This is a genomic window from Streptomyces sp. NPDC007164, assembly GCF_040634135.1.
GTDB classification, from domain to species: Bacteria; Actinomycetota; Actinomycetes; order Streptomycetales; family Streptomycetaceae; genus Streptomyces; species Streptomyces sanglieri.
The window spans coordinates 74,625-95,996 of the sequence record NZ_JBEYFB010000032.1 but is presented as its reverse complement, the minus strand read 5'-3'; the positions used below and the strand labels follow the sequence as shown (position 1 = coordinate 95,996).

Here is a 21,372-nt window from a genome sequence, read left to right as displayed (position 1 = left end):
CACACAAAGGGGCGTCGAACTGATGAGCGAGCAGCAGCAGCAGACCGAAGAGACCCTGTACCGCGTCGTGCTCAACGACGAGGAGCAGTACTCGATCTGGTGGGCCGACCGCGCCCTGCCGGCCGGCTGGCACGCCGAGGGCAGCGAGGGCACCCGCGAGGAGTGCCTCGCGCGCATCACCGAGCTCTGGACCGACCTGCGGCCGCTGAGCCTGCGCCGCCGCATGGACGCCACCGCCGCCTGACCGAACTGGCCGCCGGATCCGAGGCCGGGCCCGACCCCCACCGCGCCGCCCGATCCCGATGGAGGAGAGACTGTGAACGACCGCACGCTGTCGGGTTCGTACACCGGTGCAACCACTGCCCGGCCCAGGACCGCCCCCTTGCTGCCCGCGCTGTTCGCCGCCCAGCGCACCCGTACCCCCGACGCGCCCGCCGTGATCGGCGCCGACGGAAGCGTGATCACGTACGCCGGACTCGGCGCGCGCGCCGCCCTGTTCGCCGACCGGCTGCACGCCCTGGGTGTGCGCCCCGGCGACTTCGTGGGCGTGTGCCTGCGCCGCGGGCCCGACCTGGTCGCCGGGCTCCTCGGTGTCTGGCTGGCGGGCGGTGCCTACGTACCGCTCGACCCCAACCACCCCGAGAGCCGCATCGCCCTCGTCCTCGACGACGCGCAGGCACCGGTGGCCCTCGCCGAGCGGTCCACCGCCGACAAGCTGCCCACCGGCACCCGGGTACTGCTCACCGAAGACGTCACCGGCGAACAGCACCAGGACGACTCCGGTGACCAGCCCGCAGCGGCACCGGAGTTCGTCGCCGAGCCGGCCCGGCCCGCCTACGTGCTGCACACCTCCGGCTCCACCGGCCGCCCCAAGGGCGTCCTCGTCCCGCACGAGGGCATCGCCAACCGGGTGCGCTGGCTGGCCCACCGTCACCGTCTCGGCCCCGCCGACCGGGTGCTGCTCAAGACGACCGTCGGTTTCGACGCCGCCGGGCTGGAGCTGTTCTCCCCGCTCATCAGCGGCGCCGCCCTCGTGCTCGCCCCCGACGGCGCCGAGCGCGACCCCGCGACTCTGCTCGCCGCCGTCGCCGACCACGGCGTCACCGTTCTCCAGGGCGTCCCCTCCGTCTACCGGCGCCTCGTCGACGAACCCGGCTGGGAGCGCGCCACCGCCCTGCGCCTGGTGTTCAGCGCCGGTGAACCCCTCCACGCCGACCTGTGCCGCCGCATCCTCGAACGCGCGCCCGGCGTACGGATCTGGAACACCTACGGACCCACCGAGGCGTCCGTCGACATCACCGAGCACCTGTGGGACCCGGACCGGGACACCGGCGCCGTCCCCATCGGGCGGCCCATCGGCAACATGCGCGTGGTCGTCCTCGACCCGGCCGGACGGCCCGTGCCGGTCGGCGTCCCCGGCGAACTCCATGCGGGCGGCATCGGGCTCGCCCTCGGCTACCTCGGCCGCCCGGACCTGACCGCCGAACGCTTCGTGCCCGACCCGCACAACGAGGGACAGCGGCTCTACCGCACCGGCGACAAGGTGCGCTGGCGTGCCGACGGCGTCCTCGAATACCTCGGCCGCCTCGACCAGCAGGTCAAGGTCAACGGCGTACGGATCGAGCCCGGCGAGGTCGAGGCCGCGCTCGCCGCCCACCCCTGGGTGCGCACCGCCGTCGCCGCCGCCGTGCCCGACACCACAGGCGGGGGCCACCGGCTCGCCGCCTGGGTGCAGCCGCGCGGCGAGGCCCCCCGCCCCGACGAGCTGCGCGCCTTCCTGCGCCGAACTCTGCCCGACGTCCTGGTGCCCTCCGTCTTCGTCACCGTCGACGAGTGGCCGCTCACCGCCAGCGGGAAGATCGACCGGGGCGCGCTGCCCGACCCGGCCGTCAGCCGCGCCGAGACCGCGTACGTACCGGTGCGCGACGCCACCGAGCGGGCCGTCGCCGAGATCTGGGCCCAGCTGACCGGCGTCCCCGCCGGGGAGATCGGCGCCACCCACGACTTCTTCCAGCTCGGCGGCTCCTCACTGATGCTGACCCGGCTCTCCGAGCTGCTGTCCGCGTCGGCGGGCACCCGCGTACCGCTGCGTGCCCTGTTCACCGCGACCACCGTCGAGACCCAGGCCGCATTGATCGGCCGTCCCGTCGACCCGACCGGCGACGAGCACCTTGAGGAAACGGTCCTTCCCGTGCCCCGTAGGCCCGAGGGGCTGCCGCTCTCGCCCGGCCAGCAGGGCATGTGGCTGCTCGACCGACTGCGTCCCGGCAGCAGCGAGTGGAACGCCCCCGCCTTCCTCACCCTGCCCGCCGAGTACAGCGACGCCACCGTCGCCGCCGCCCTCGGCGCACTCGCCGACCGGCACGAGATCCTGCGCACCCGGTACGCGCTGAACGGCACCGAGCCCGTCCAGATCGCCGATCCGCCCGGCACCCGCCCACCCCTGCTGCGCACCGCGCTCGCCGGGAGCGCCGACGAGCTGAACGCCCTGGTGCAGGAGGAGTTCGCCCGCCCCTTCGACCTGGAGAACGGCCCCGTCTGGCGGGCCCTGACCGTACGCCGGGGGACCGAGCAACTACACGTGATCCTCTCGCTGCACCACATCGCCTGCGACGGCTGGTCCTCCGTCGTCCTGGAACGCGACCTCAAGGCCCTCGCCGAGGCCGCCCACACCGGCACCGACGCCCGGCTGCCCGAGCTCCCGGTGCAGTACGCCGACCACGCCGCCCACCGGCGCGCCCGGCTCACCGACACGTATCTCTCGCGCGAACTCGACCACTGGAAGCGGGTGCTGGACGGCATCGCCCCGCTCGACCTGCCCACCGACCGGCCCCGGCCCCCGGTGCGCGACGCACACGGCGCCGTCCACCTCTTCGGCGTCCCGGCCGCGCTCACCGAGCGCGTCGCGGCCCTCGGCCGCAGCTGCGGGGCGACCCTCCAGCAGACCCTGCTCACCGCCTTCTCCGCGCTCGTCGCCCGCCTCACCGGCCGCTGGGACGTCCCGGTCGGCATCCCGGTGGCCGGCCGCGAGCGGCCCGAGACCGCCGACGTCGCCGGGTTCTTCCTCAACACCCTCGTGCTGCGCTGCGATGCCGCGGCCGACGACACCTTCCGCGACGCCGTCGTCCGGGTCCGCGACACCGCCCGCGAGGCCTTCGCCCACCAGGCACTGCCCTTCGACCGGCTCGTCGCCGAGCTCGACGAGAGCCGCGACGCCGCCCGCACCCCCCTCTACCAGGTGATGTTCGACCTGCACGAGGAGGGCCGCACCGGCACCGCGACCTCGGCCGGCGACCTCGACGCCTTCCGGGGTGCCTGGCAGGCCGCCCGCACCGACCTCACGTTCGTCGTGCAGCGCCGGGACGACGGCTCCCTGCTCGGCATGGCCGAGTACGCCACCGCCCTGTTCGACCCGGCCACCGTCGAACGGTTCGCCGACTGCTGGACCCGACTGCTGGAGGCGGTCGCCGACGACCCGTGGGTACGGCTGGGCACCGCCGACATCCTGCCCGCAGCGCTACGCGCCGAACTCGTCGCCCACGGCCCCGGCCGGGCCGGGGCGGGGGACACGATCAACGGAACGTCCGGCGGCGGCGTGCACACCGCGGTCGCGGAGGTGGCCCGGCGCTCCCCGCAGGACCCGGCCGTCGTCTGCGGCGACGAGACCTGGACGTACGAGCGGCTGACCCGGCGCGCCGAATTCCTCGGCCACCGGCTGCGCGGCCTCGGGGCCGGCCCGGAGACCACCGTCGCCGTGCTGCTCGGCCGCACCCCCGACCTGCTCGCCACGATCCTCGGCAGCTGGCACGCCGGCGCCGCCCATGTGCCGCTCGACCCGGGCGCGCCCGACGACCGGATCGCCCATCTGCTCGCCGACTCGGGGGCGGGCGTCCTCGTCACCGACACGGTGGGCGCCGCCCGCCTCGCCGGGATCCACCGCGGCGCCGTCCTCACCCTGGACACGGAACCGGACGCCGCACCGCCGGCCGACGCCGAGCCGCTGCCCGCCGGGGACGGCACCCGCCTCGCCTACCTGATGTACACCTCCGGCTCCACCGGCCGCCCCAAGGGCGTCGCCGTCGAGCACCGCACCCTGCTGCCCACCCTGCGCGCCTTCCAGGCCCACCTGGACTTCGGGCAGGGTCCCGACGACGCCTACCTCGCCCTGGCCCAGCCCACGTTCGACATCTCCTGGACCGAACTCGTCATGCCGCTCGTCGCGGGCGGCCGGGTGGTCCTCGCCCAGGACCACGAACTGCGCGACCACCGCGCCCAGTTGGCACTGCTCGACCGGCACGGCGTCAGCCACCTCCAGGCCGCCCCCGCGCACTGGCAGATGCTGATCGACGCCGGCTTCGGCCGCCGCCCACTGGTCGGCAAGACCGGCGGCGAGGATTGCCCGCCCGCCCTCGCCCGCGACCTCTCCCGCAGGCTGCGGCGGTTCATCAACGAGTACGGGCTCACCGAGACGACCATCGCCTCCACCCGGTGGGACGCGCACGACACCGCGCGGTCCACCCCGATCGGCCGCCCCTACCCGCACTGCACGGTCCGGGTCCTGGACGAGAACCTCACCCCCGTGCCGTACGGGGTGACCGGCGAGCTGTGCATCGGCGGGACCGCCCTCGCCCGCGGCTACCACGGCAGGCCCGACCTGACCGCCGCCGTGTTCGTGCCCGATCCGTACGGCGAGCCCGGCGCCCGCCTCTACCGCAGCGGCGACATGGCCCGCATGCTGCCCGACGGCACGCTGGAGTTCGCCGGGCGCGCCGACGGCCAGGTCAAGATCCGTGGCCGACGGGTGGAGACCGGCGAGGTCCAGGGTGTCTTGGCCGAGCACCCCGGAGTCGCCCGGACCGTGGTCACCGTCCACGGCACCGGATCCGACGCCGCGCTCATCGGCTACTGGGTGGCCGCCGACGACACCCTCGTGCCCGGCGACAGCGAGCTCCTGGACCACTGCGCCCGCAGGCTGCCCGACTACATGGTCCCCGCGCTGCTCGTGCCGATCACCGCGGTGCCGCTCACCCGGCACGGCAAGGTCGACACCGCGGCCCTGCCCACGCCCGACCTCGCCGCCGCGCTCGCCGACGAGCCGTACACCGCGCCCGAAGGACCCGTCGAGGAGATCATCGCCGGGATCTGGGCCGAGGTGCTGCACGGCCCGGACGCCGTCGCGGGCCACCGGATCGGCGCCCGCCAGGGGTTCTTCCGCAGCGGCGGCAACTCCGTGCGCGCCGCCCAGGTCGTCGCCCGCATCCAGGAGGAGTTCGACGTCGAACTGCCCCTGCGCGCCGTCTTCGAACGCCCCACCGTCGCCCGGCTCGCCGAAGCCGTGGAAGAGGCAGTGACGGCCGAGATAGAGACGCTCACCGAAGCCGAACTCGCCCTCGCCCACAGGGAGTACCAGCCGTGACCGCACCCACCGCGCCGACGCAGCCCACGCAGCAGGAGCTGCGCGCCGAGCTCCTGCGCCGCCGCCTCGCCGGGCGCGCCGGGCGCGGCGCCGACACCCCCGCCCGCACCGCCGCGATCCCGCGCGCCGACCGTACGAAGCCCCTCGAACTCTCGGCCGGGCAGCGCCAGTTGTGGTTCCTGCACCAGCTCGACCCGGAGAGCCCCGAGTACCTGCTGCCGATGGCGTACCGGCTGCGCGGCCCGCTCTCGCCGGGCACCCTCCAGCGGGCGTTCGACGCGCTCGCCGCCCGCCACGAGATCCTGCGCACCCGCTACGTCCTGGACGCGGCCGACCCCCGGCAGGTCGTCGACCCGGCCGGGCCCGTCGACTTCGCCGTCACCGACCGGCCCGGCCTGGACGCCGCCGCCCGGGACACGGCCGCCGTCGCCTTCACCGAGGCCCGCGCCGCCGAGACCTTCGACCTGGCCGCCGACCACCCACTGCGGGTACGGCTGCTGCGCTTCGCCCCCGACGACCATGTCCTGCTCGTCGTCATGCACCACATCGCCTGCGACGCGCTGACCCGCCCACTGCTCCTGGCCGACCTCGCCGCCCTCCACCGCGGCGAGGAACTGCCCGAACTGCCCGTCCAGTACGCCGACTACGCGGCCTGGGCCGCCCGCAGGCAGAGCGGCCCCGACGCCGACCGCGGCCTCGACCGGTGGCGCCGGGAACTCGCCGGCGTCGAACCGCTCGCCCTGCCCACCGACCGGCCCCGCCCCGCCGTGCGCACCTGGGGCGGCGCCACGCACGGCTTCGACGTCCCCGCCACCACCGCCACCGCGCTGCGCAAGGTCGCCCGCGACGGCGACGCCACCCTCTTCATGGTGCTGCTCACCGCCTACCAGACCCTGCTCGGCCGCTACACCGGCAAGCGGGACGTCGCGGTCGGCACCGCCGTCTCCGGACGTACCCGCCCGGAACTGCGGCAGATGGCCGGGTACGCGTACAACACCCTGGTGCTACGGGCGCGTTGGGGTGCCGATCCGGCCTTCCGGGACGTCCTCGCCCACAACCGAACCACCGTGCTGGACGCCTTCGACCACCAGGAGACGCCGTTCGACCGGATCGCCGACGAGCTGGAGCCCGAGCGCGACCTGTCCACCACACCACTCTTCCAGGTCATGTTCGACCTCGCGTCCGGCGAGGGAGCCGACGGCCCCGACCTGCCCGGCATCACCGCCGAGCCCGTCCCCGCCGCCAGTTCCATCGCCCGCTTCGACCTGACACTGCACCTCACCGAACGCGCCGACGGCACCCTGCACGGCAGCCTCGAATACGCCACGGCCCTCTTCGACGCGGCCACCGCCGCCCGGATCGCCGGGCACTACACCCGGGTCCTCGACCGGATCGCCGCCGCCCCGGACGCCCCGCTGTCCGCTCTCGACCCGATCGGCCCCGAGGAGCGCGCCCTGCTCCTGGACGGACCGGCCACCCCCGTCGGCACCGACCACGCCCTCGACGCCACCGCACTGCGCCCCGTCCTGGAAACCATCCTGGAACAGGCCGCGGCCACCCCCGACGCCACCGCCCTGCGCCACGGCGACACCACGTTCACCTACCGCCGGCTCGCCGAGGAATCGGAGCAGTACGCCCGCCGGCTCGCCGGGCTCGGCGTCGGCCCCGAGGACACCGTCGCCGTACTCCTGGACCGCTCGCCACAACTGGTCGCCGCCCTGCTCGGCATCTGGCGCGCGGGCGCCGCGTACGTACCCGTCGACCCCGGCTACCCGGACGAGCGCGTCGGCCACATGCTGGCCACCACCGGCACCCGGACCGTCCTCACCGAGACCCGCTACGCCGACCGCTTCGACGGCCTCACCGTCCCGGTCAGCGGTGAGGGTGGCCTTGCCGTCCCGGCCGCCGCAGACGACGGCCTCACCGTCCTGGTCGCCGACGACCCGGCCGAGCAGACCGCCCGAGCGGCTGCCACCGCCGCCCTGCCCACCGGGTACGACCTCGACGCACTCGCCTACGTCATCTACACCTCCGGCTCCACCGGCCGCCCCAAGGGCGTCCTCGTCACCCACCGAGGCCTGGCCAACTACCTCGGCTGGACCGTCCAGGCCTACGCGGGCGCCGGCCCCGGCGGCGCACCGCTCTTCTCGTCGGTCGCCTTCGACCTCGGCGTACCCGATCTCTACGCGCCGCTGATGACCGGCCGCGACGTCCACCTGCTCCCGCAGGACTTCGACACCGCCGACCTCGGCACCCTGCTCGCCGCAGGCGCCCCGTACGCCTTCATCAAGCTCACCCCCGGCCATCTCGACCTGCTCCAGCAGCAATTGACGGATGACCAGATCAGAAACCTGGCGGGTCTCGTCATCGCCGCCGGCGACTCCTTCACCGCCCGGCTCGCCGAGCGCTGGACCACCTCGGCGGGCACCGACGGCACCCGCCTCGCCGCCGAGTACGGCCCCACCGAGATCACCGTCGGCAACTCCGCGTACTTCCTCGACGGGCCCGTCACCACCGAACTCGTCCCCATCGGCCGCGCCGTCCCGCACACCACCATGTACGTCCTCGACGAGCACCTGCGACCGCTGCCCGTCGGCGTGCCCGGCGAGGTGTGGATCGGCGGCATCGGCGTCGCCCGCGGCTACGCGGGCCGACCCGACCTGACCGCCGAACGCTTCGTGCCCGACCCCTACGGCCCGGCCGGCACCCGGCTCTACCGCACCGGCGACATCGCCCGCGTGCTGCCCGACGGCAACCTCGACTTCGTCGCCCGCGCCGACCACCAGGTCAAACTCCGCGGCTACCGCATCGAGCCCGGCGAGATCGAGGCCGCGCTCACCGCGGACCCGGCCGTCGCCGAAGCCGTCGTCCTGGTCCGCGAGGACAGCCCCGGCGCCAGGGAACTCGTCGCCTACGTCGTCCCCGCCGAGGGCGCCGACCCCGACGACATCGCCCCGGCCGCGCTGCGCGCCCGCGTCGGCGAGGCCCTCCCGCCGTACATGGTGCCCGCCGCCTACCTGACCCTCGACGCCCTGCCGCTGACCGCCAACGGCAAGCTCGACCGGCGCGCGCTGCCCGCCCCGGGCCGCGCCGCCACGGCCGTCGGCGACTACGTCGAGGCCCGCGACGCCACCGAAGGCGCCATCGCCGGGATCTGGGCCACCGTCCTGGGCCGGGACACCGTCGGCGTCCACGACAACTTCTTCGAGCTCGGCGGCGACTCCATCCGCGCCGTCACCCTCGTCGGCGCGCTGCGCGAGGCCGGCTGGGAGACCAGCGTCCGCGACATCTTCGCCCACCGCACCGTGGCCCGGCTGCGCGCCGCCCTCGGCGACGCGGACGGGGCCGGGCCGGGCGCCACCGTCGCCCGGTTCGCCCTCATCGGCGAACAGGACCGGGCCGCGCTTCCCGCCGACGTCACCGACGCCTACCCCGTCTCGCTCACCCAGGCCGGGATGCTCGTCGAGATGTACGGCGAGAGCACCGAGAACCGCTACCACAACATCACCTCCTTCCGGATCCGCGACGAACTCCCCTTCGACCCCGAGGCGTTCCAGCGGGCCGCCGACCTGATCGTCGAACGCCACGAGGTCATGCGGACCTCCTTCGCCCTCGACGGCTACTCCCGGCCGCTCCAGCTCGTCCACGCCGCCGCACGGATGCCCTGCGTCTTCGACGACCTGCGCCACCTGCCCGCCGCCCGCCGCGAACTGGCCCTCTGGGAGTTCGCCGACCGCGACCGCGAAGAGCTCTTCGACCTCACCCGCGCACCGCTCATGCGGATGGCCGTCCACCTCCTGGACGACGAGAGCTGGTGGCTGTCCATCACCGAGTGCCACCCCGTCATCGAGGGCTGGAGCTACCACTCCCAGCTGATGGAGATGCTCCGGGCCTACCGCGCACTGCGCTCCGGCGCCGGGCCCGAGCCCGCCCCGCCGGTGCCCGCCGTCCGCTACGCCGACTTCGTCGCGGGCGAACTGCGCTCCCTGGACGACCCGGCCGACCGCGACCACTGGCGCCACATCGTCGACACGTACGAGCGGTTCAGCGTCCCGGCCGGCTGGCAGGGCGACGACGAGGGCGACGAGCGCTACCGCATCGATGTCCCGCTCGGCGACGTCGAACCGGGCCTGCGCGCCCTCGCCACCGCCGCCGAAGTCCCCTACAAGAGCGTCCTGCACGCCGCGCACAGCAAGGTCCTCTCGCTGCTCACCCGCGCCGAGCGGTTCCGCGGCGGCATGGTCGCCGACGCGCGCCCCGAGGAGGCGGGCGCCGAGCGCGTCTCCGGCATGTACCTCAACTCGGTGCCCTTCCCGTACGAGCGGACCGCCGCGACCTGGGGCGAACTCGCCCAGCAGGTCTTCGCCCGCGAGGTCGAGCTGTGGCCGCACCGCCGCTACCCGATGCCCGCCATGCGCAGACCCGGCGGCGAGTCCCACCTCATCGACGTCCTCTTCCACTACCTGGACTTCCACCAGGTCGACACCGAACTCATCGACATCATGGCCAGCCGCGACGACAGCCCCAACGAGTTCCGGCTCGTCGTCGGCACCCCGGTGCGCGGCCACCTGTCCATCGCCTCCCGCACCCGCACCCTCTCCCGGGGCCGCGCCAAGCGCCTCGCCGCGCTGTACACCGCCGTCTTCGCCGACATGGCGCGCACCGGCGCCGACGGCGACGCCCGCGGTTCCTACCCCGACAGCTACGAGCGGGCCGCCCTGGCCGCACCCGCCCTGCCGCACTCCGACACCCCCGCCGACGTGCTCGGCGCGTTCGAGGCGCAGGCCGCCCGGACCCCGGACGCCCCCGCCCTCTCCTTCGGGTCCGCCACCCTCCCGCACGCCGTCCTCCCGCAGGCCGCCTCCCCGCAAGCCACCCTTTCCTACGCCGCGCTCGACGCCCGCGCCGAGGCCGTCGCCCACCGGCTGCGGGCCCTCGGCGCCGGGCCCGAGACCCGCGTCGCGGTGCTCCTGGACCGGGGCCCCGACCTGGTGGCCGCACTCCTGGGCGTCTGGAAGGCGGGCGCCGCGCAGGTGCCCGTGGACCCCTGCACCCCCGACGCCCGGATCGCCGGCGCCGAGTTCGCGCTCGCGGTCACCGAACGCCGCCACGCCGCCCGCCTGGGCGACATCCCACTCCTGGTCACCGAGGACCTCACCGACACCCCCGTACCCGCCGGGCCCGCCATCGCCCACGACCCGGACCGGCTCGCTTACGTCCTGCACACCTCCGGCTCCACCGGCACCCCCAAGGGCGTCGAGATCAGCCACCGCTCCCTCGCCCACTACCTGCACTGGGCGGTCGAGCAGTACGCGGCGGCGGGCACCGGCGGCGCGCCGTGGTTCACCTCCGTCGGCTTCGACCTCGGGATCCCCGCGCTGTACGCACCCCTGATGACCGGTCAGACCGTACGGCTGCTCCCGCAGGCGTACGGGCCGGGGGAGTTCGGCGCCGAACTCCTCAAGGGCGCGCCCTACTCCTTCGTCGGGCTCACCCCCGGCCATCTGACGCTCCTGGAAGCCCAGTTGACCGACGCCGAACTCGGCTCCCTGGCCGCGCTCGCCGTCTGCGCGGGCGACGCCTACCCGGCCGCCCAGGCCGACCGGGTCGCCGCCCGCATCCCGGCCGGCGGCATGGTCCTCGCCGCCGAGTACGGACCCACCGAGGCCACCGTCGCCGCCACCGCGCTGCGCGTCCTGCCCCGGCAGCGGAGCACGCCGCGCCCCGTCGCGGCAGCGACCGGCGTCCGGGCCGGGCTCCAGCACGCCGACACCCTGCACGCCCCCGAACGGCCCCGCGCCCCGCGCACCCTCGTGGCCCTCGGCTCCCCGCTCCCGGGCGTCACCCTGCGGCTCCTGGACAGTGCGCTGCGGCCGGTCCCCGACGGCATCACCGGTGAGGTGTACCTCGGCGGCGACGGGCTCGCCCGCGGCTACGCCGGACGCCCCGGCCCGACCGCCGCCGCGTTCCTGCCCGACCCCTACGGACTGCCGGGCACCCGCCTCTACCGCACCGGAGACCTCGCCCGCCGGCTCCCCGGCGGCGCCCTGGAGTTCCTCGGCCGCGCCGACGACCAGGTCAAGATCCGGGGGCACCGCGTCGAGCCCGGCGAGGCCGAGGCCGCGCTCGCCGCCGACCCCTCCGTGCACGAGGCCCTCGTCGCGGCGGTCGACGCTGCCGACGGTGGCAAGCGCCTCGCGGCCTGGGTGGTGCCCGCCGAGGGGCACACCGTCTCCGTGCCCGCCCTGCGCGAGAGGCTGCGCGCGGTGCTGCCCGCCGCCGTCGTCCCGGCGACCGTCACGGCGCTGCCCGCGCTCCCGCTCGGCGAGAACGGCAAACGCGACCGGTTCGCCCTGGTGGCCCGTGCCGCCACCGCCGCCGACGCCCCCTACGAGGAGCCGCGCACCGACACCGAGCGACGGCTCGCCGCCGTCTGGGCCGAGGTGCTCGGCCTCGAACAGGTCGGTGTGCACGACGACTTCAGGGACCTCGGCGGCGACTCCCTGCTCGTACCGCCCCTGCTGCTCGCCGCCCGCAGGGCCGGGCTCCCCCTCGACCTCGCGACCGCACTGCGCCACCACACGGTGGAGCACCTCGCCGCCGCACTCGACGTCCGCACGGCCCACGACCCGGCCCAGGAAGGCTGACCCCATGCGTCATCTGATCTCCATCGACGACCTCACCGACGCGGAGCTGCGACGGATCGTGGACCGCGGCGCCGAGTTCTCCGCCGGTCTCGCCCGGCGGCCCGCACCGCTGGACGGCCAGGTGGTCGGCGTCTACTTCGCCAAGACCTCCACCCGCACCCGTACCGCCTTCTCCTCCGGATCGCTGCGGCTGGGCGGCTCCCTCATCGCCTACGGGCCCGGCGACCTCCAGCTCAATACCGGCGAGACCACCGAGGACACCGGCCGGGTGCTGTCCGGGATGCTCGACGTCCTCGTCGCCCGGACCGCCGGTCCCGAGGCCGAACTGCGCGGCTGGGCACAGCAGGGGACGATGTCCGTCGTCAATGCCATGACCGCCGAGGAACACCCCACCCAGGCGCTCACCGACCTCACCACACTGGTACGCCACTTCGGCCACGTCGACGGTCTGCGGATCCTGTACGCGGGCGAGGGCAACAACACGGCGGCGGCTCTCGCGCTCGCCCTCACCCGCTTCCCCGCCGTCCACTTCGAGGTCCGCACCCCGCCCGGCTACGGCCTCGACGAGGCGGTCGCGCACCGGGCCCGTGCCCAGGCCGCCCGCACCGGCGCCACCCTGGTCGAGCGGTCCGACATGGACGGACTGACCGGCGGCTACGACGTGATCTACACGACCCGCTGGCAGACCACCGGCACCAGCAAGCCCGACCCCGACTGGCGGAACGTCTTCGCCCCGTTCCGGGTCACCCCCGCCCTCTGGGAGACCAGCCCGGCCGCCGTGTTCATGCACGACCTGCCCGCCCACCGGGGCGAGGAGGTCGTGGCCGAGGTGCTGGACGGACCGCACAGCATCGCCTTCGCCCAGGCCACCAACAAGATGCACAGCGCGATGGCGGTACTGGAGTTCGTCCGCACGGCCGGGACCTCGCCGAAGGCCGGGGAGCCGGCGCCCGGGGCGATTCGGGCCGCGGACCGCGATCTGGTGGCCGCGCGATGAAACCCGCGACCGACTCCCCGACCGAACCGACCGACCTGGCCGACCTGGCCGACCTGGCCGACCTGGCCGAACCGACCGAACTGACCGAACCGACCGAACTGACCGACCCGGCGGTGCTGCCGTGGCTCCTGGCCGGGCAACGGGACGACGCGGTGCCGGAGAAGAAACACCGGACGACCGCGCAACGCGAACCGGTGGCCGAACCGGTGACGGAACCGGACGGGGAGACCGCCGCGCCGCCCGTGCCGTTGCGGCGCAACCGCGACTACCGCCTGTTGTGGGGCGGCGCCGGCCTCTCGCTGCTCGCCGGGCGGGCCACCGCCGTCGCCTATCCGCTCGCCGTCCTGTGGGCGACCAGGTCGCCCAGCGACGCCGGGCTCGTGGGGACCGCGCTGCTGCTCCCGCAGCTCGTGGTGCAGTTGCCGGGCGGTGCGCTCGTCGACCGCTGGGACCGGCGGCGCATCATGCTGGTGGCCGGAATCGGCCAGGCGGTGGTGGCCGGTGTGGTCGCCGCGCTCCTGCTGAGCGGGCACGTCCTGCTGTGGGCGCTGCTGGCCGCCGCGTTCGTCGAGGGCACCCTCGGTGTGCTGTTCCAGCTGGCCGAGCGGGCCGCCGTGCCCGCCGTGGTGCCGCCCGAGCAGATCGGCGCCGCCATGACCGGCAACGAGGCCCGCACCCGGGGGGCCGCCATCGCGGGCCAGCCACTGGGCAGCGGACTGGTCACGCTCGGCTCCGCGCTGCCGTTCGTGGCGGCGGCGGCCGGTCAACTGGCCGCCGTGGTCTGCCTGTTCGGGGTACGCGGGAAGCTTCAGCAGGAACGGAATGACGCGCCCCGGGCGGCGCTCGCCGCCGAGGTCCGGGCCGGCCTCGTCTGGATGTGGCGCCAGCACTTCCTGCGGGCCGTGATGGCCGCCGTCGCCGTCTCCAACATCCTCTTCCAGGGCCTCAACCTGGCGGTGATGTCCGGCATCCAGTCGGCGGGCGGCACCGAGTTCCAGGTGGGCGTCGTACTCTCGCTCAGCGGGGCGGGCGGTCTGGTCGGCGCGCTCAGCGGTGGCCGCTGGACCGAACGGCTTTCGATGCGCGCCCTGGTGATCGGCGGGCTGGCGGTGTGGGCGCTGCTGATGGTGCCCGTCGCCGTGCTCCGCGACCCCTACGCACTGGGTGCGATCTTCGCGCTGAGCGGCTACGTGGGCGGTGTGTTCAACGTGGCGGGCGGGGTGTATCTCGTCCGGATCGCACCGGACAGCATGCGGGGACGGGCCAACTCCCTGGCCATGCTGGTCGGTGGCGGCGCGATGGCCGCGGGACCGGTCGCGGCCGGCTTCGCCCTGGAGGGCCTCGGCCCGACCCGGACGATCCTGGGACTCAGCCTCGCGATGGCCGTGACGGCCCTTGCCGCGCTGATCTCCCCGGCCCTGCGCCGGGGCCCGTTCGCGGCGGCCGACTGACCGGACGCCCGGTGGATCACGAAGACGGAGGAGGGGGTCACCGCAGCCGCGGTGACCCCCTCCTCCGTACGCGCCGGGAGCGTCAGCCCCCGGGCGAGTCGCGCCGGTCGCGCGACGCCGTCGCGAGCACCACGGCGACCGCCACCACGACCGCGCCGACGAGCCAGGCGCCGGTGGTGAGTGTGAGCCGGTCGGGTTCGAGCAGCGGCTGACCCCGCTCCGCCTGCCACAACAGCAGTGCGGTGAGCCCGGCATGGCCGGCCCCGCCCACGACGATCAGGGCTGTACGGGTACCCTCGCCGCGCAGCAGCGGCAGCCGTCCCGCGAGCATCCCGAGGCCCACGGCGGCCAGTGGCAGCAGCTGCAGCGCGTGCAGACCCACGAAGTGCGCCACCCGCAGGTCCCCGCCACCGGTCGCCCAGTCGGTCAGCGGCAGACCGGCACCGCCGTCCAGCACCCCGACGCTGTGCGCGCCGAGCGTGGCCGGATGCTCCCCGGCGTCCAGGGCCCGCTGCTGCGCGGCCGTGGGGGTGGTCATCAGATAGCCGATCGACATGCCCGCCAGCGAGACGAACATTCCGATCGGGATGGCCCAGGCCAGCGGCCGGTCCACCTTGCGCTGCCACAACAGGAAGATCCCGAGCAGCAGTGTCATGGTCCAGCCGATGTACGCCGCGCCGCCCATCGCCTTGACCAGCACGTCGTTGAGCGTGGACGACACATTGAAGTGGCTGCGTTCGCCCCGTACGGCCTGGAACGTGATGATCGATATCTCCGGGACGATGAACAGCACCACGGTGACGGTGCCGAGTCTGCGCAAGGTGCGCCGCCAGCGATCCGTCCGGCCGATCATCCACGCCAGGGTGATCGTGTAGAGGCCGAAGGAGACCGCGAACTTCAAGGGTTTGAGCCACACCCCCTCACCCAGCACGGTGCGTCCGTCGAGGAACAGGCCACCCGCGGCTGTCACCGCGAGCAGTGCCATGGCCGCCGCGCACCAGGCGAGGGGGCCGTGTAATCGGGGGATGCCCCCGTTGTCGTCGGTGTCCTTCCGTTGGATCCGGGCGCTCGTGAGCGTGACCACAGTGACTCCTTCACTGGTGGGGGCAGTGACCGGTACTGGCCGCTTGCATGGCCGAAAAACGATGTAGGGATTCGTGCATCCGTTTCCGGAAGAACGTAGTCCGTTGCCATATCGTCCCGGCATCGCAGCGGCTTCGGAAGCGATGGCACCCCCTGTGACCAGGCAATACGCCCTGTCGGAGCGGTTATAGGACGCACATAGTCCGGCCCGCGAGAGTCGTCCCATCACCGCAATCCCCGCAATCCCCGCACTGCTCACCGACGAAGGAGATCAACCGATGCCGCAGAACACCATGGACCGCCGGGGCGTCCTCAGGGCCGCCGCCGGCATCGCCGGGGCGGCGGCCGCGGTGACGGTGGCCGGCGCACTGCCGGCCTCCGCACACGGCCGGTCCCGCAGCGAGTTCCCCGAGATCCCGGGCATGGTCGGCGACCGTCGCGCCAACGAGTTCTGGTACGAGTACGACGAGCGCTTCTACTTCAGCCCGACGCCCGAACTCGTCGAGGCCGTGGACGTCATCGTCAAGCCGTTCGGCGACTTCACCAAGGTCGACTCGGCGTGGGCCGCCACCCGTTCCGGCGGACGCTACCCGCGCAGCTACCTGGAGCTCATCCGCCCCAACCGCGACGCCTTCGTGCTGCTCTCCGGCGCCCAGCGCGACGTCTACCGCGAGTTCTACGGGAACGACCCGGAGGGGCTGGTCCGCTCCTTCCAGGACTTCGGCCAGGGCGTCCTGTTCGACCCGCGCCGATCGGCCGGCAACAAGGTCCACATGATGAACTTCACGCCGCCGGACTTCACCCACGCCTACCACCGCTGGCACCCCTTCCTGGCCGGCTTCCGGCTCCTGGACATCGACGTGAAGTGGTGGACGCACATCAACCGGCTCGCGGGCGTCGCCTGGGAGCTCCAGTCCATCGGACAGCCGGCCATCGACGCGAACGACAACAAGCGGCTGCCCCGGCGGACCGTGCACGGTGTCACCCGCAAGTGGCTGCACCGCAGCCCGGACCAGCTCGACACGGCCTTCGACACCTACCCGTACCCCGTCGACCTGGGCAAGTTCTAGTCCGCAGCCCACCCCCGTACGACTCAGGAGGCACAGCCCACCATGCCAGCCACGACCGGAACTTCACCCCGCATCGGCGTCTGGATGATCGGCGCACGAGGCTCGGTCGCCACGGCCGCGACCGTCGGCGCCGCCGCGATCGCCGCGGGCAGCGCCTCCTGTGACGGATGCGTCACGGACCTTCCCCCGTTCCGCGACGCATCGCTCCCGGCCCTCGCCGACCTCGTGTTCGGCGGGCACGACCTCGTGTCCGTCCCACTGACGGCGAGGGCCGGGCAACTCGCCCTGGCGGGCGTCCTGCCCGCCAACCTCCTCGACGGCGTGCGCGGCGCCCTGGAGGCCGCCGACCGCGAGATCCGCGACGGCTCGCAGCGGTCCGGCGAGCCCCAGGCCGAGGCCGCCGCGCGCTTCGCGGCGGACCTCGTCTCCTTCCGCGAACGGCACGCCCTGGAACAGGTCGTCGTCGTCAACGTCTCCTCCACCGAGCCGCTGCCCGACCCCGACCCGGCCTTCCTCGACCTCGCGGAGCTCGACGAGGTCCTCGCCACCAGCACCGACCTGCTGCCGCCCAGCTCCCTGTACGCGTACGCCGCCTTCCGCGCCGGCTGCGCCTACGTCAACTTCACCCCGTCCGCGGGCGCTTCGCTGCCCGCCCTGGAGCAGCTCGCCCGCGCCTGCGGCGTCCCGCACGCCGGGCGCGACGGCAAGACCGGCGAGACCCTCGTCAAGAGCGCGCTCGCCCCGATGTTCACCCAGCGCGCCCTGCGCCTGCGCTCCTGGTCCGGCACCAACCTGCTCGGCGGCGGCGACGGCGCCACCCTCCAGGACCCCGAGGCCGCCCGCAGCAAGACCGAGTCCAAGCAGCGCAGCCTGGAGGAGACCGTCGGCCACCCCGTCCAGGGCCAGGTCCACATCGACAACGTCCCCGAGATGGGGGAGTGGAAGACCGCCTGGGACCACATCTCCTTCGAGGGCTTCCTCGGCGTCCGGATGTCCATGCAGTTCACCTGGCAGGGCTGCGACTCGGCCCTCGCCGCCCCGCTCGTCCTGGACCTCGTACGGCTGGCCGCCCACGGCCGCCGTCGCGGCGAATCCGGCGCGCTCACCGCACTCGGCTTCTTCTTCAAGGACCCGGCAGGCTCCCGCGAGCACAACCTCACCCTCCAGTACGAGGCCCTGACCGCCTGGGCGAACGCCCCGGTCCCGGTCGCGACGGGCAGCCTCCGATGAACACCGCACTGCGCACCTACGCGGAACTGGTCCGGGCCCCCGCCGCGATCACGGTCCCCGGCGACGTCGTCGCCGGGGCACTCGCGGCCGGCCGCCCCGGCATCCGCCGAGCCACCGGCCTCGCCGCGTCCTCCGTCGCCCTTTACTGGGCGGGCATGGCCCTCAACGACTGGGCGGACCGCGCCGAGGACGCCATCGAACGCCCCGAACGCCCCATCCCGTCCGGCCGGCTCACCCCGAGCGCCGCCCTCGCCACCGCCATCGGCCTCACCGGCGCGGGCCTCGGCCTCGCCGCCCTCGCCGGCGGCCGCCGCACCCTGCTGCGCCGCACCCTGCCGCTGGCCGCCGCCGTCTGGGCGTACGACCTCGGCCTCAAGTCGACCCCGCTCGGCCCGGCCGCCATGGCCGCCGCCCGCGCCCTCGACGTCCTGCACGGCACGGGTCCCGGCCGCGCGGCCGCCGCACTCCCGGCCGCCACCGCCGTCGCCGCGCACACCTTCGCGGTGACCCGGCTCAGCCGCCACGAGGTCGACGGAGCACCCACGAGCGAGCCGAAGCTGTCCCTGGCAACGACCACCGCGATCGCCGGAGCGGGCGCGGCCCACCTGCTGGCCACCACCGGCCCGCGCGCCGCAACCACGCACGCGGCCCAACCACCCACCGCCGCCCGGCTGTTCTCCATCGCGGCGGACGGCGCCCACCTCGGCGCCCCCGCGGCGGGATCCGTCGCCGCACTGCTCGCCGCCGACGGAACCCCCGCCGCCCCCGCCGCCCGCAATCCCGTCGACGCCCTGGTCACCGGCGCGGCCCTCGCCACCTACGCGGGCACCTGCGCCCGCGCCCAGAGCGCCGTCGTCCGCGACCCCTCCGCCCCGCGCGTCCGCGCCGCCGTCGGCGCGGGCATCCACGCCCTGCTGCCGCTCCAGGCCACCCTGGTCGCCCGCGCCGGAGCGCCCCTGCTCGCCCTGCCGCTCGTCGCCGCCCTGCCCCTGGTGGGCCGGCTCGCCCGGAAGGTGTCCTCGACATGAGCCACCGCCCGGACCCCTCGGACCTGCGCTTCGCGTACGGCACCAACGGCTTCGCCGACCACCGGCTGCCCGACGCGCTGCGCGTCCTCGCCGACCTCGGCTACCGGGGCGTCTCCCTCACCCTGGACCACCAGCACCTCGACCCCTACGCCCACGACCTGCCCCGGCGGATCGCCGAGACCCGGCGCGCCCTCGACGCCACCGGCCTCGCCGTCGTCGTCGAGACCGGTGCCCGCTACCTCCTCGACCCCTGGCGCAAGCACCGGCCCACCCTGCTCTCCGCCGAACCCGAGGGCCGTGACCTGCGCCTCGGACTGATGCGCCGCGCGATCGGCATCGCCGCCGAACTCGGCGCCGGAGCAGTCCACTTCTGGAGCGGCACCCCGGACCCCGGCACCACCCCGGAACAGGCCTGGCAGCGGCTCGTCGACGGCTGCGCGGAGACCGTCGCGCACGCCGACGCCACCGGGATCGACCTCGCCTTCGAGCCCGAGCCCGGCATGCTCGTCGCCGACCTCGCCGGCTACCGCAGGCTGCACAGCGATCTCGGTCTCCCCGACCGCTTCCGCCTCACCCTCGACATCGGCCACTGCCGGTGCCTCGAACCCCACAGCGTTCCCCGCTGCGTCGAACTGGCATCCGATCGCCTCGCCCACGTCCAGATCGAGGACATGCGACGCGGCGTCCACGAACACCTGCCGTTCGGTGAGGGCGAGATCCACTTCCCGCCGGTACTGCGTGCCCTCGCCGCCAACGGATACCGGGGACTGGTCTCGGTGGAGCTGCCCAGACACAGCCACGCGGCGACCGCGACCGCCCGCCACAGCATCGAATTCCTGCGCACCGCAGCCCTGTCGAAGGAGGCCGAACCGGTATGACAGCACCGACGATCACGGCGGCACCGACCACCGTGCACCACACCCTCACCCTGCGCGCCCTCACCGAGGGACTGGGCTCGGCCCTCGACCACGAGCACCGCGTCCGCCTCGCCCAGGACCTCGCGGCCGTCGCCGAACAGGGCCCGGCCGCCCTCGACAGCCGCTTCCCCGCCGCCGGCCGCGTCTACGGCCGGGGCAGGCTGCCCGGCTGGGCGGGCTGGAGCGTCGAGGACGGCGTACGCACCAGACTCCTCGGCCAACTGGAGCTCGAAGGAACGGAGTTGGCGCAGGAGGCCACGGAGCGCTACCGCGACGGCGACGCGGCGGAGCGGCGCGGCGTCCTGTGCGCCCTGCCCTTCCTGCCGCTCGGACCGCACGCCGTCCACCTCACCGACGACGCGCTGCGCACCAACGACAACCGGCTCATCGCCGCCGCACTCGGCCCCTACGCACGGACCCACCTCGACCAGTACCGCTGGCGCCAGGCCGTCCTCAAGTGCCTCTTCACCGGGATCCCGCTGGCCAAGGTGGCCGGCCTGCACGAACGCCGGGACGCCGAGCTGGCCCGGATGGCCGTCGGCTTCGCGACCGAGCGCCGGGCGGCGGGCCGTACCGTACCCGCCGATCTGTGGCTGGTCGCCACCCACGACAGCTGAGCACCGCCCCCCCGGCCCGCAACGGAGCCGGGCCACCCACCCGACGGAGATCGGCCATGCGTATATTCGACCCGCACATCCACATGACGTCCCGGACCACCGACGACTACCGGGCCATGTACGACGCAGGTGTACGCGCCCTGGTGGAACCGGCTTTCTGGCTCGGCCAGCCACGTACCCACCCGGCCAGCTTCGCCGACTACTTCGACGCCCTGCTCGGCTGGGAGCCCTACCGCGCCGCCCAGTTCGGCATCCGGCACCACTGCACCATCGGGCTCAACCCGAAGGAGGCCAACGACCCGCGCTGCACCCCCGTGCTCGACCTGCTGCCGCGCTACCTCGCCAAGGACTCCGTCGTAGCGGTCGGGGAGATCGGCTACGACACCATGACCGAAGCGGAGGAGCACGCCTTCGCCGCACAGCTCGGTCTCGCCGTCGAGTTCGGGCTGCCCGCACTGGTCCACACCCCGCACCGCGACAAGGCCGGCGGCACCGCCCGCTCCCTGGCCGTCATCGAGGAATCCGGCATCGACCCCGGCCACGTCGTCCTCGACCATCTCAATGAGGTAACCGTCACCGAGGTGATCGGAACCGGCTGCTGGATGGGGTTCTCCATCTATCCGGACACCAAGATGACCCCGCGGCGGATGGTCGACATCCTCAAAAAGTATGGAACGGAGCACATGCTCGTCAACTCGGCGGCGGACTGGGGACACAGCGATCCGCTGCTCACCAGGATCACCGCGGAAACCATGCTCGAATCCGGTTTCGACGAGGATGATGTCGACCGCGTCATGTGGCGCAACCCGCTCACGTTCTACGGGCAGTCGGGCAGGCTTGACCTGGACGGTTACAACGATGTGCAGGCCGCGGGGCTGTACGCCGGAAATTCGATCGCCCGCGGCGGCAGTTGAGG

The 21,372-nt window shown here is 74.1% G+C and carries 12 protein-coding genes; 11 read left to right on the top strand and 1 reads right to left on the bottom strand.

Features of this window, described 5'->3' with window-relative positions:
• Window positions 1-22: 22 nt before the first annotated feature.
• The 5 genes from ABZ622_RS30505 (at window position 23) to ABZ622_RS30485 (ending at window position 14,511) form a co-directional block, all read left to right on the top strand.
• Window positions 23-244: an MbtH family NRPS accessory protein gene (locus ABZ622_RS30505; RefSeq protein WP_360548638.1), complete on the top strand. Its 222-nt coding sequence runs from the start codon at window positions 23-25 to the stop codon at window positions 242-244.
• Between the two features lie 72 nt (window positions 245-316).
• Window positions 317-5,416, top strand: coding sequence for an amino acid adenylation domain-containing protein (locus ABZ622_RS30500; RefSeq protein ID WP_360548636.1), 5,100 nt, complete (start codon window positions 317-319; stop codon window positions 5,414-5,416).
• Complete coding sequence (locus tag ABZ622_RS30495) at window positions 5,413-12,063, top strand: amino acid adenylation domain-containing protein (RefSeq protein WP_360548634.1); 6,651 nt, start codon at window positions 5,413-5,415, stop codon at window positions 12,061-12,063. Before ABZ622_RS30500 ends, ABZ622_RS30495 begins: the two co-directional genes overlap by 4 nt.
• Window positions 12,064-12,067: 4 nt before the next feature.
• A complete protein-coding gene (locus ABZ622_RS30490; RefSeq protein ID WP_360548632.1) occupies window positions 12,068-13,060 on the top strand; it encodes an ornithine carbamoyltransferase in 993 nt (330 codons plus the stop codon).
• A complete protein-coding gene (locus ABZ622_RS30485; protein WP_360548630.1) occupies window positions 13,057-14,511 on the top strand; it encodes an MFS transporter in 1,455 nt (484 codons plus the stop codon). The genes ABZ622_RS30490 and ABZ622_RS30485 overlap by 4 nt, the downstream gene beginning before the upstream one ends.
• Before the next feature lie 82 nt (window positions 14,512-14,593).
• Here the strand turns inward: ABZ622_RS30485 and ABZ622_RS30480 are convergent, their stop codons facing one another.
• Window positions 14,594-15,595, bottom strand: a complete 1,002-nt coding sequence (locus ABZ622_RS30480; RefSeq protein WP_360548628.1) for a hypothetical protein — start codon at window positions 15,593-15,595, stop codon at window positions 14,594-14,596.
• Between the two features lie 277 nt (window positions 15,596-15,872).
• On the opposite strand from ABZ622_RS30480, the gene ABZ622_RS30475 reads away from it, so the two are divergent.
• From ABZ622_RS30475 to ABZ622_RS30450, 6 genes are read left to right on the top strand one after another with little or no spacing between them, the layout of a single operon-like run.
• Entirely contained in the window at window positions 15,873-16,664 is a 792-nt protein-coding gene (locus tag ABZ622_RS30475; protein WP_360548626.1) for a Tat pathway signal sequence domain protein, read from the top strand.
• A gap of 42 nt (window positions 16,665-16,706) precedes the next feature.
• Entirely contained in the window at window positions 16,707-17,894 is a 1,188-nt protein-coding gene (locus ABZ622_RS30470; RefSeq protein WP_360548624.1) for an inositol-3-phosphate synthase, read from the top strand.
• Complete coding sequence (locus tag ABZ622_RS30465; RefSeq protein ID WP_360548622.1) at window positions 17,891-18,922, top strand: SCO3242 family prenyltransferase; 1,032 nt, start codon at window positions 17,891-17,893, stop codon at window positions 18,920-18,922. The genes ABZ622_RS30470 and ABZ622_RS30465 overlap by 4 nt, the downstream gene beginning before the upstream one ends.
• Window positions 18,919-19,800, top strand: a complete 882-nt coding sequence (locus ABZ622_RS30460; RefSeq protein ID WP_360548620.1) for a sugar phosphate isomerase/epimerase family protein — start codon at window positions 18,919-18,921, stop codon at window positions 19,798-19,800. The genes ABZ622_RS30465 and ABZ622_RS30460 overlap by 4 nt, the downstream gene beginning before the upstream one ends.
• The gene (locus ABZ622_RS30455) at window positions 19,797-20,456 is read left to right on the top strand and encodes an EboA domain-containing protein (protein ID WP_360548618.1); all 660 of its coding nucleotides are present in this window, start codon (window positions 19,797-19,799) and stop codon (window positions 20,454-20,456) included. The genes ABZ622_RS30460 and ABZ622_RS30455 overlap by 4 nt, the downstream gene beginning before the upstream one ends.
• Before the next feature lie 56 nt (window positions 20,457-20,512).
• Window positions 20,513-21,370, top strand: a complete 858-nt coding sequence (locus ABZ622_RS30450; RefSeq protein ID WP_360548616.1) for a TatD family hydrolase — start codon at window positions 20,513-20,515, stop codon at window positions 21,368-21,370.
• The last annotated feature ends 2 nt before the right edge of the window (window positions 21,371-21,372 follow it).

Excerpts from the sequence above, each read along its gene's own strand:
- ABZ622_RS30460 (WP_360548620.1), top strand. The coding sequence starts at position 18,919 with ATGAGCCACCGCCCGGACCCCTCGGACCTGCGCTTCGCGTACGGCACC.
- ABZ622_RS30455 (WP_360548618.1), top strand. The coding sequence starts at position 19,797 with ATGACAGCACCGACGATCACGGCGGCACCGACCACCGTGCACCACACC.
- ABZ622_RS30490 (WP_360548632.1), top strand. The coding sequence starts at position 12,068 with ATGCGTCATCTGATCTCCATCGACGACCTCACCGACGCGGAGCTGCGA.
- ABZ622_RS30475 (WP_360548626.1), top strand. The coding sequence starts at position 15,873 with ATGCCGCAGAACACCATGGACCGCCGGGGCGTCCTCAGGGCCGCCGCC.
- ABZ622_RS30450 (WP_360548616.1), top strand. The coding sequence starts at position 20,513 with ATGCGTATATTCGACCCGCACATCCACATGACGTCCCGGACCACCGAC.
- ABZ622_RS30470 (WP_360548624.1), top strand. The coding sequence starts at position 16,707 with ATGCCAGCCACGACCGGAACTTCACCCCGCATCGGCGTCTGGATGATC.
- ABZ622_RS30505 (WP_360548638.1), top strand. The coding sequence starts at position 23 with ATGAGCGAGCAGCAGCAGCAGACCGAAGAGACCCTGTACCGCGTCGTG.
- ABZ622_RS30465 (WP_360548622.1), top strand. The coding sequence starts at position 17,891 with ATGAACACCGCACTGCGCACCTACGCGGAACTGGTCCGGGCCCCCGCC.
- ABZ622_RS30485 (WP_360548630.1), top strand. The coding sequence starts at position 13,057 with ATGAAACCCGCGACCGACTCCCCGACCGAACCGACCGACCTGGCCGAC.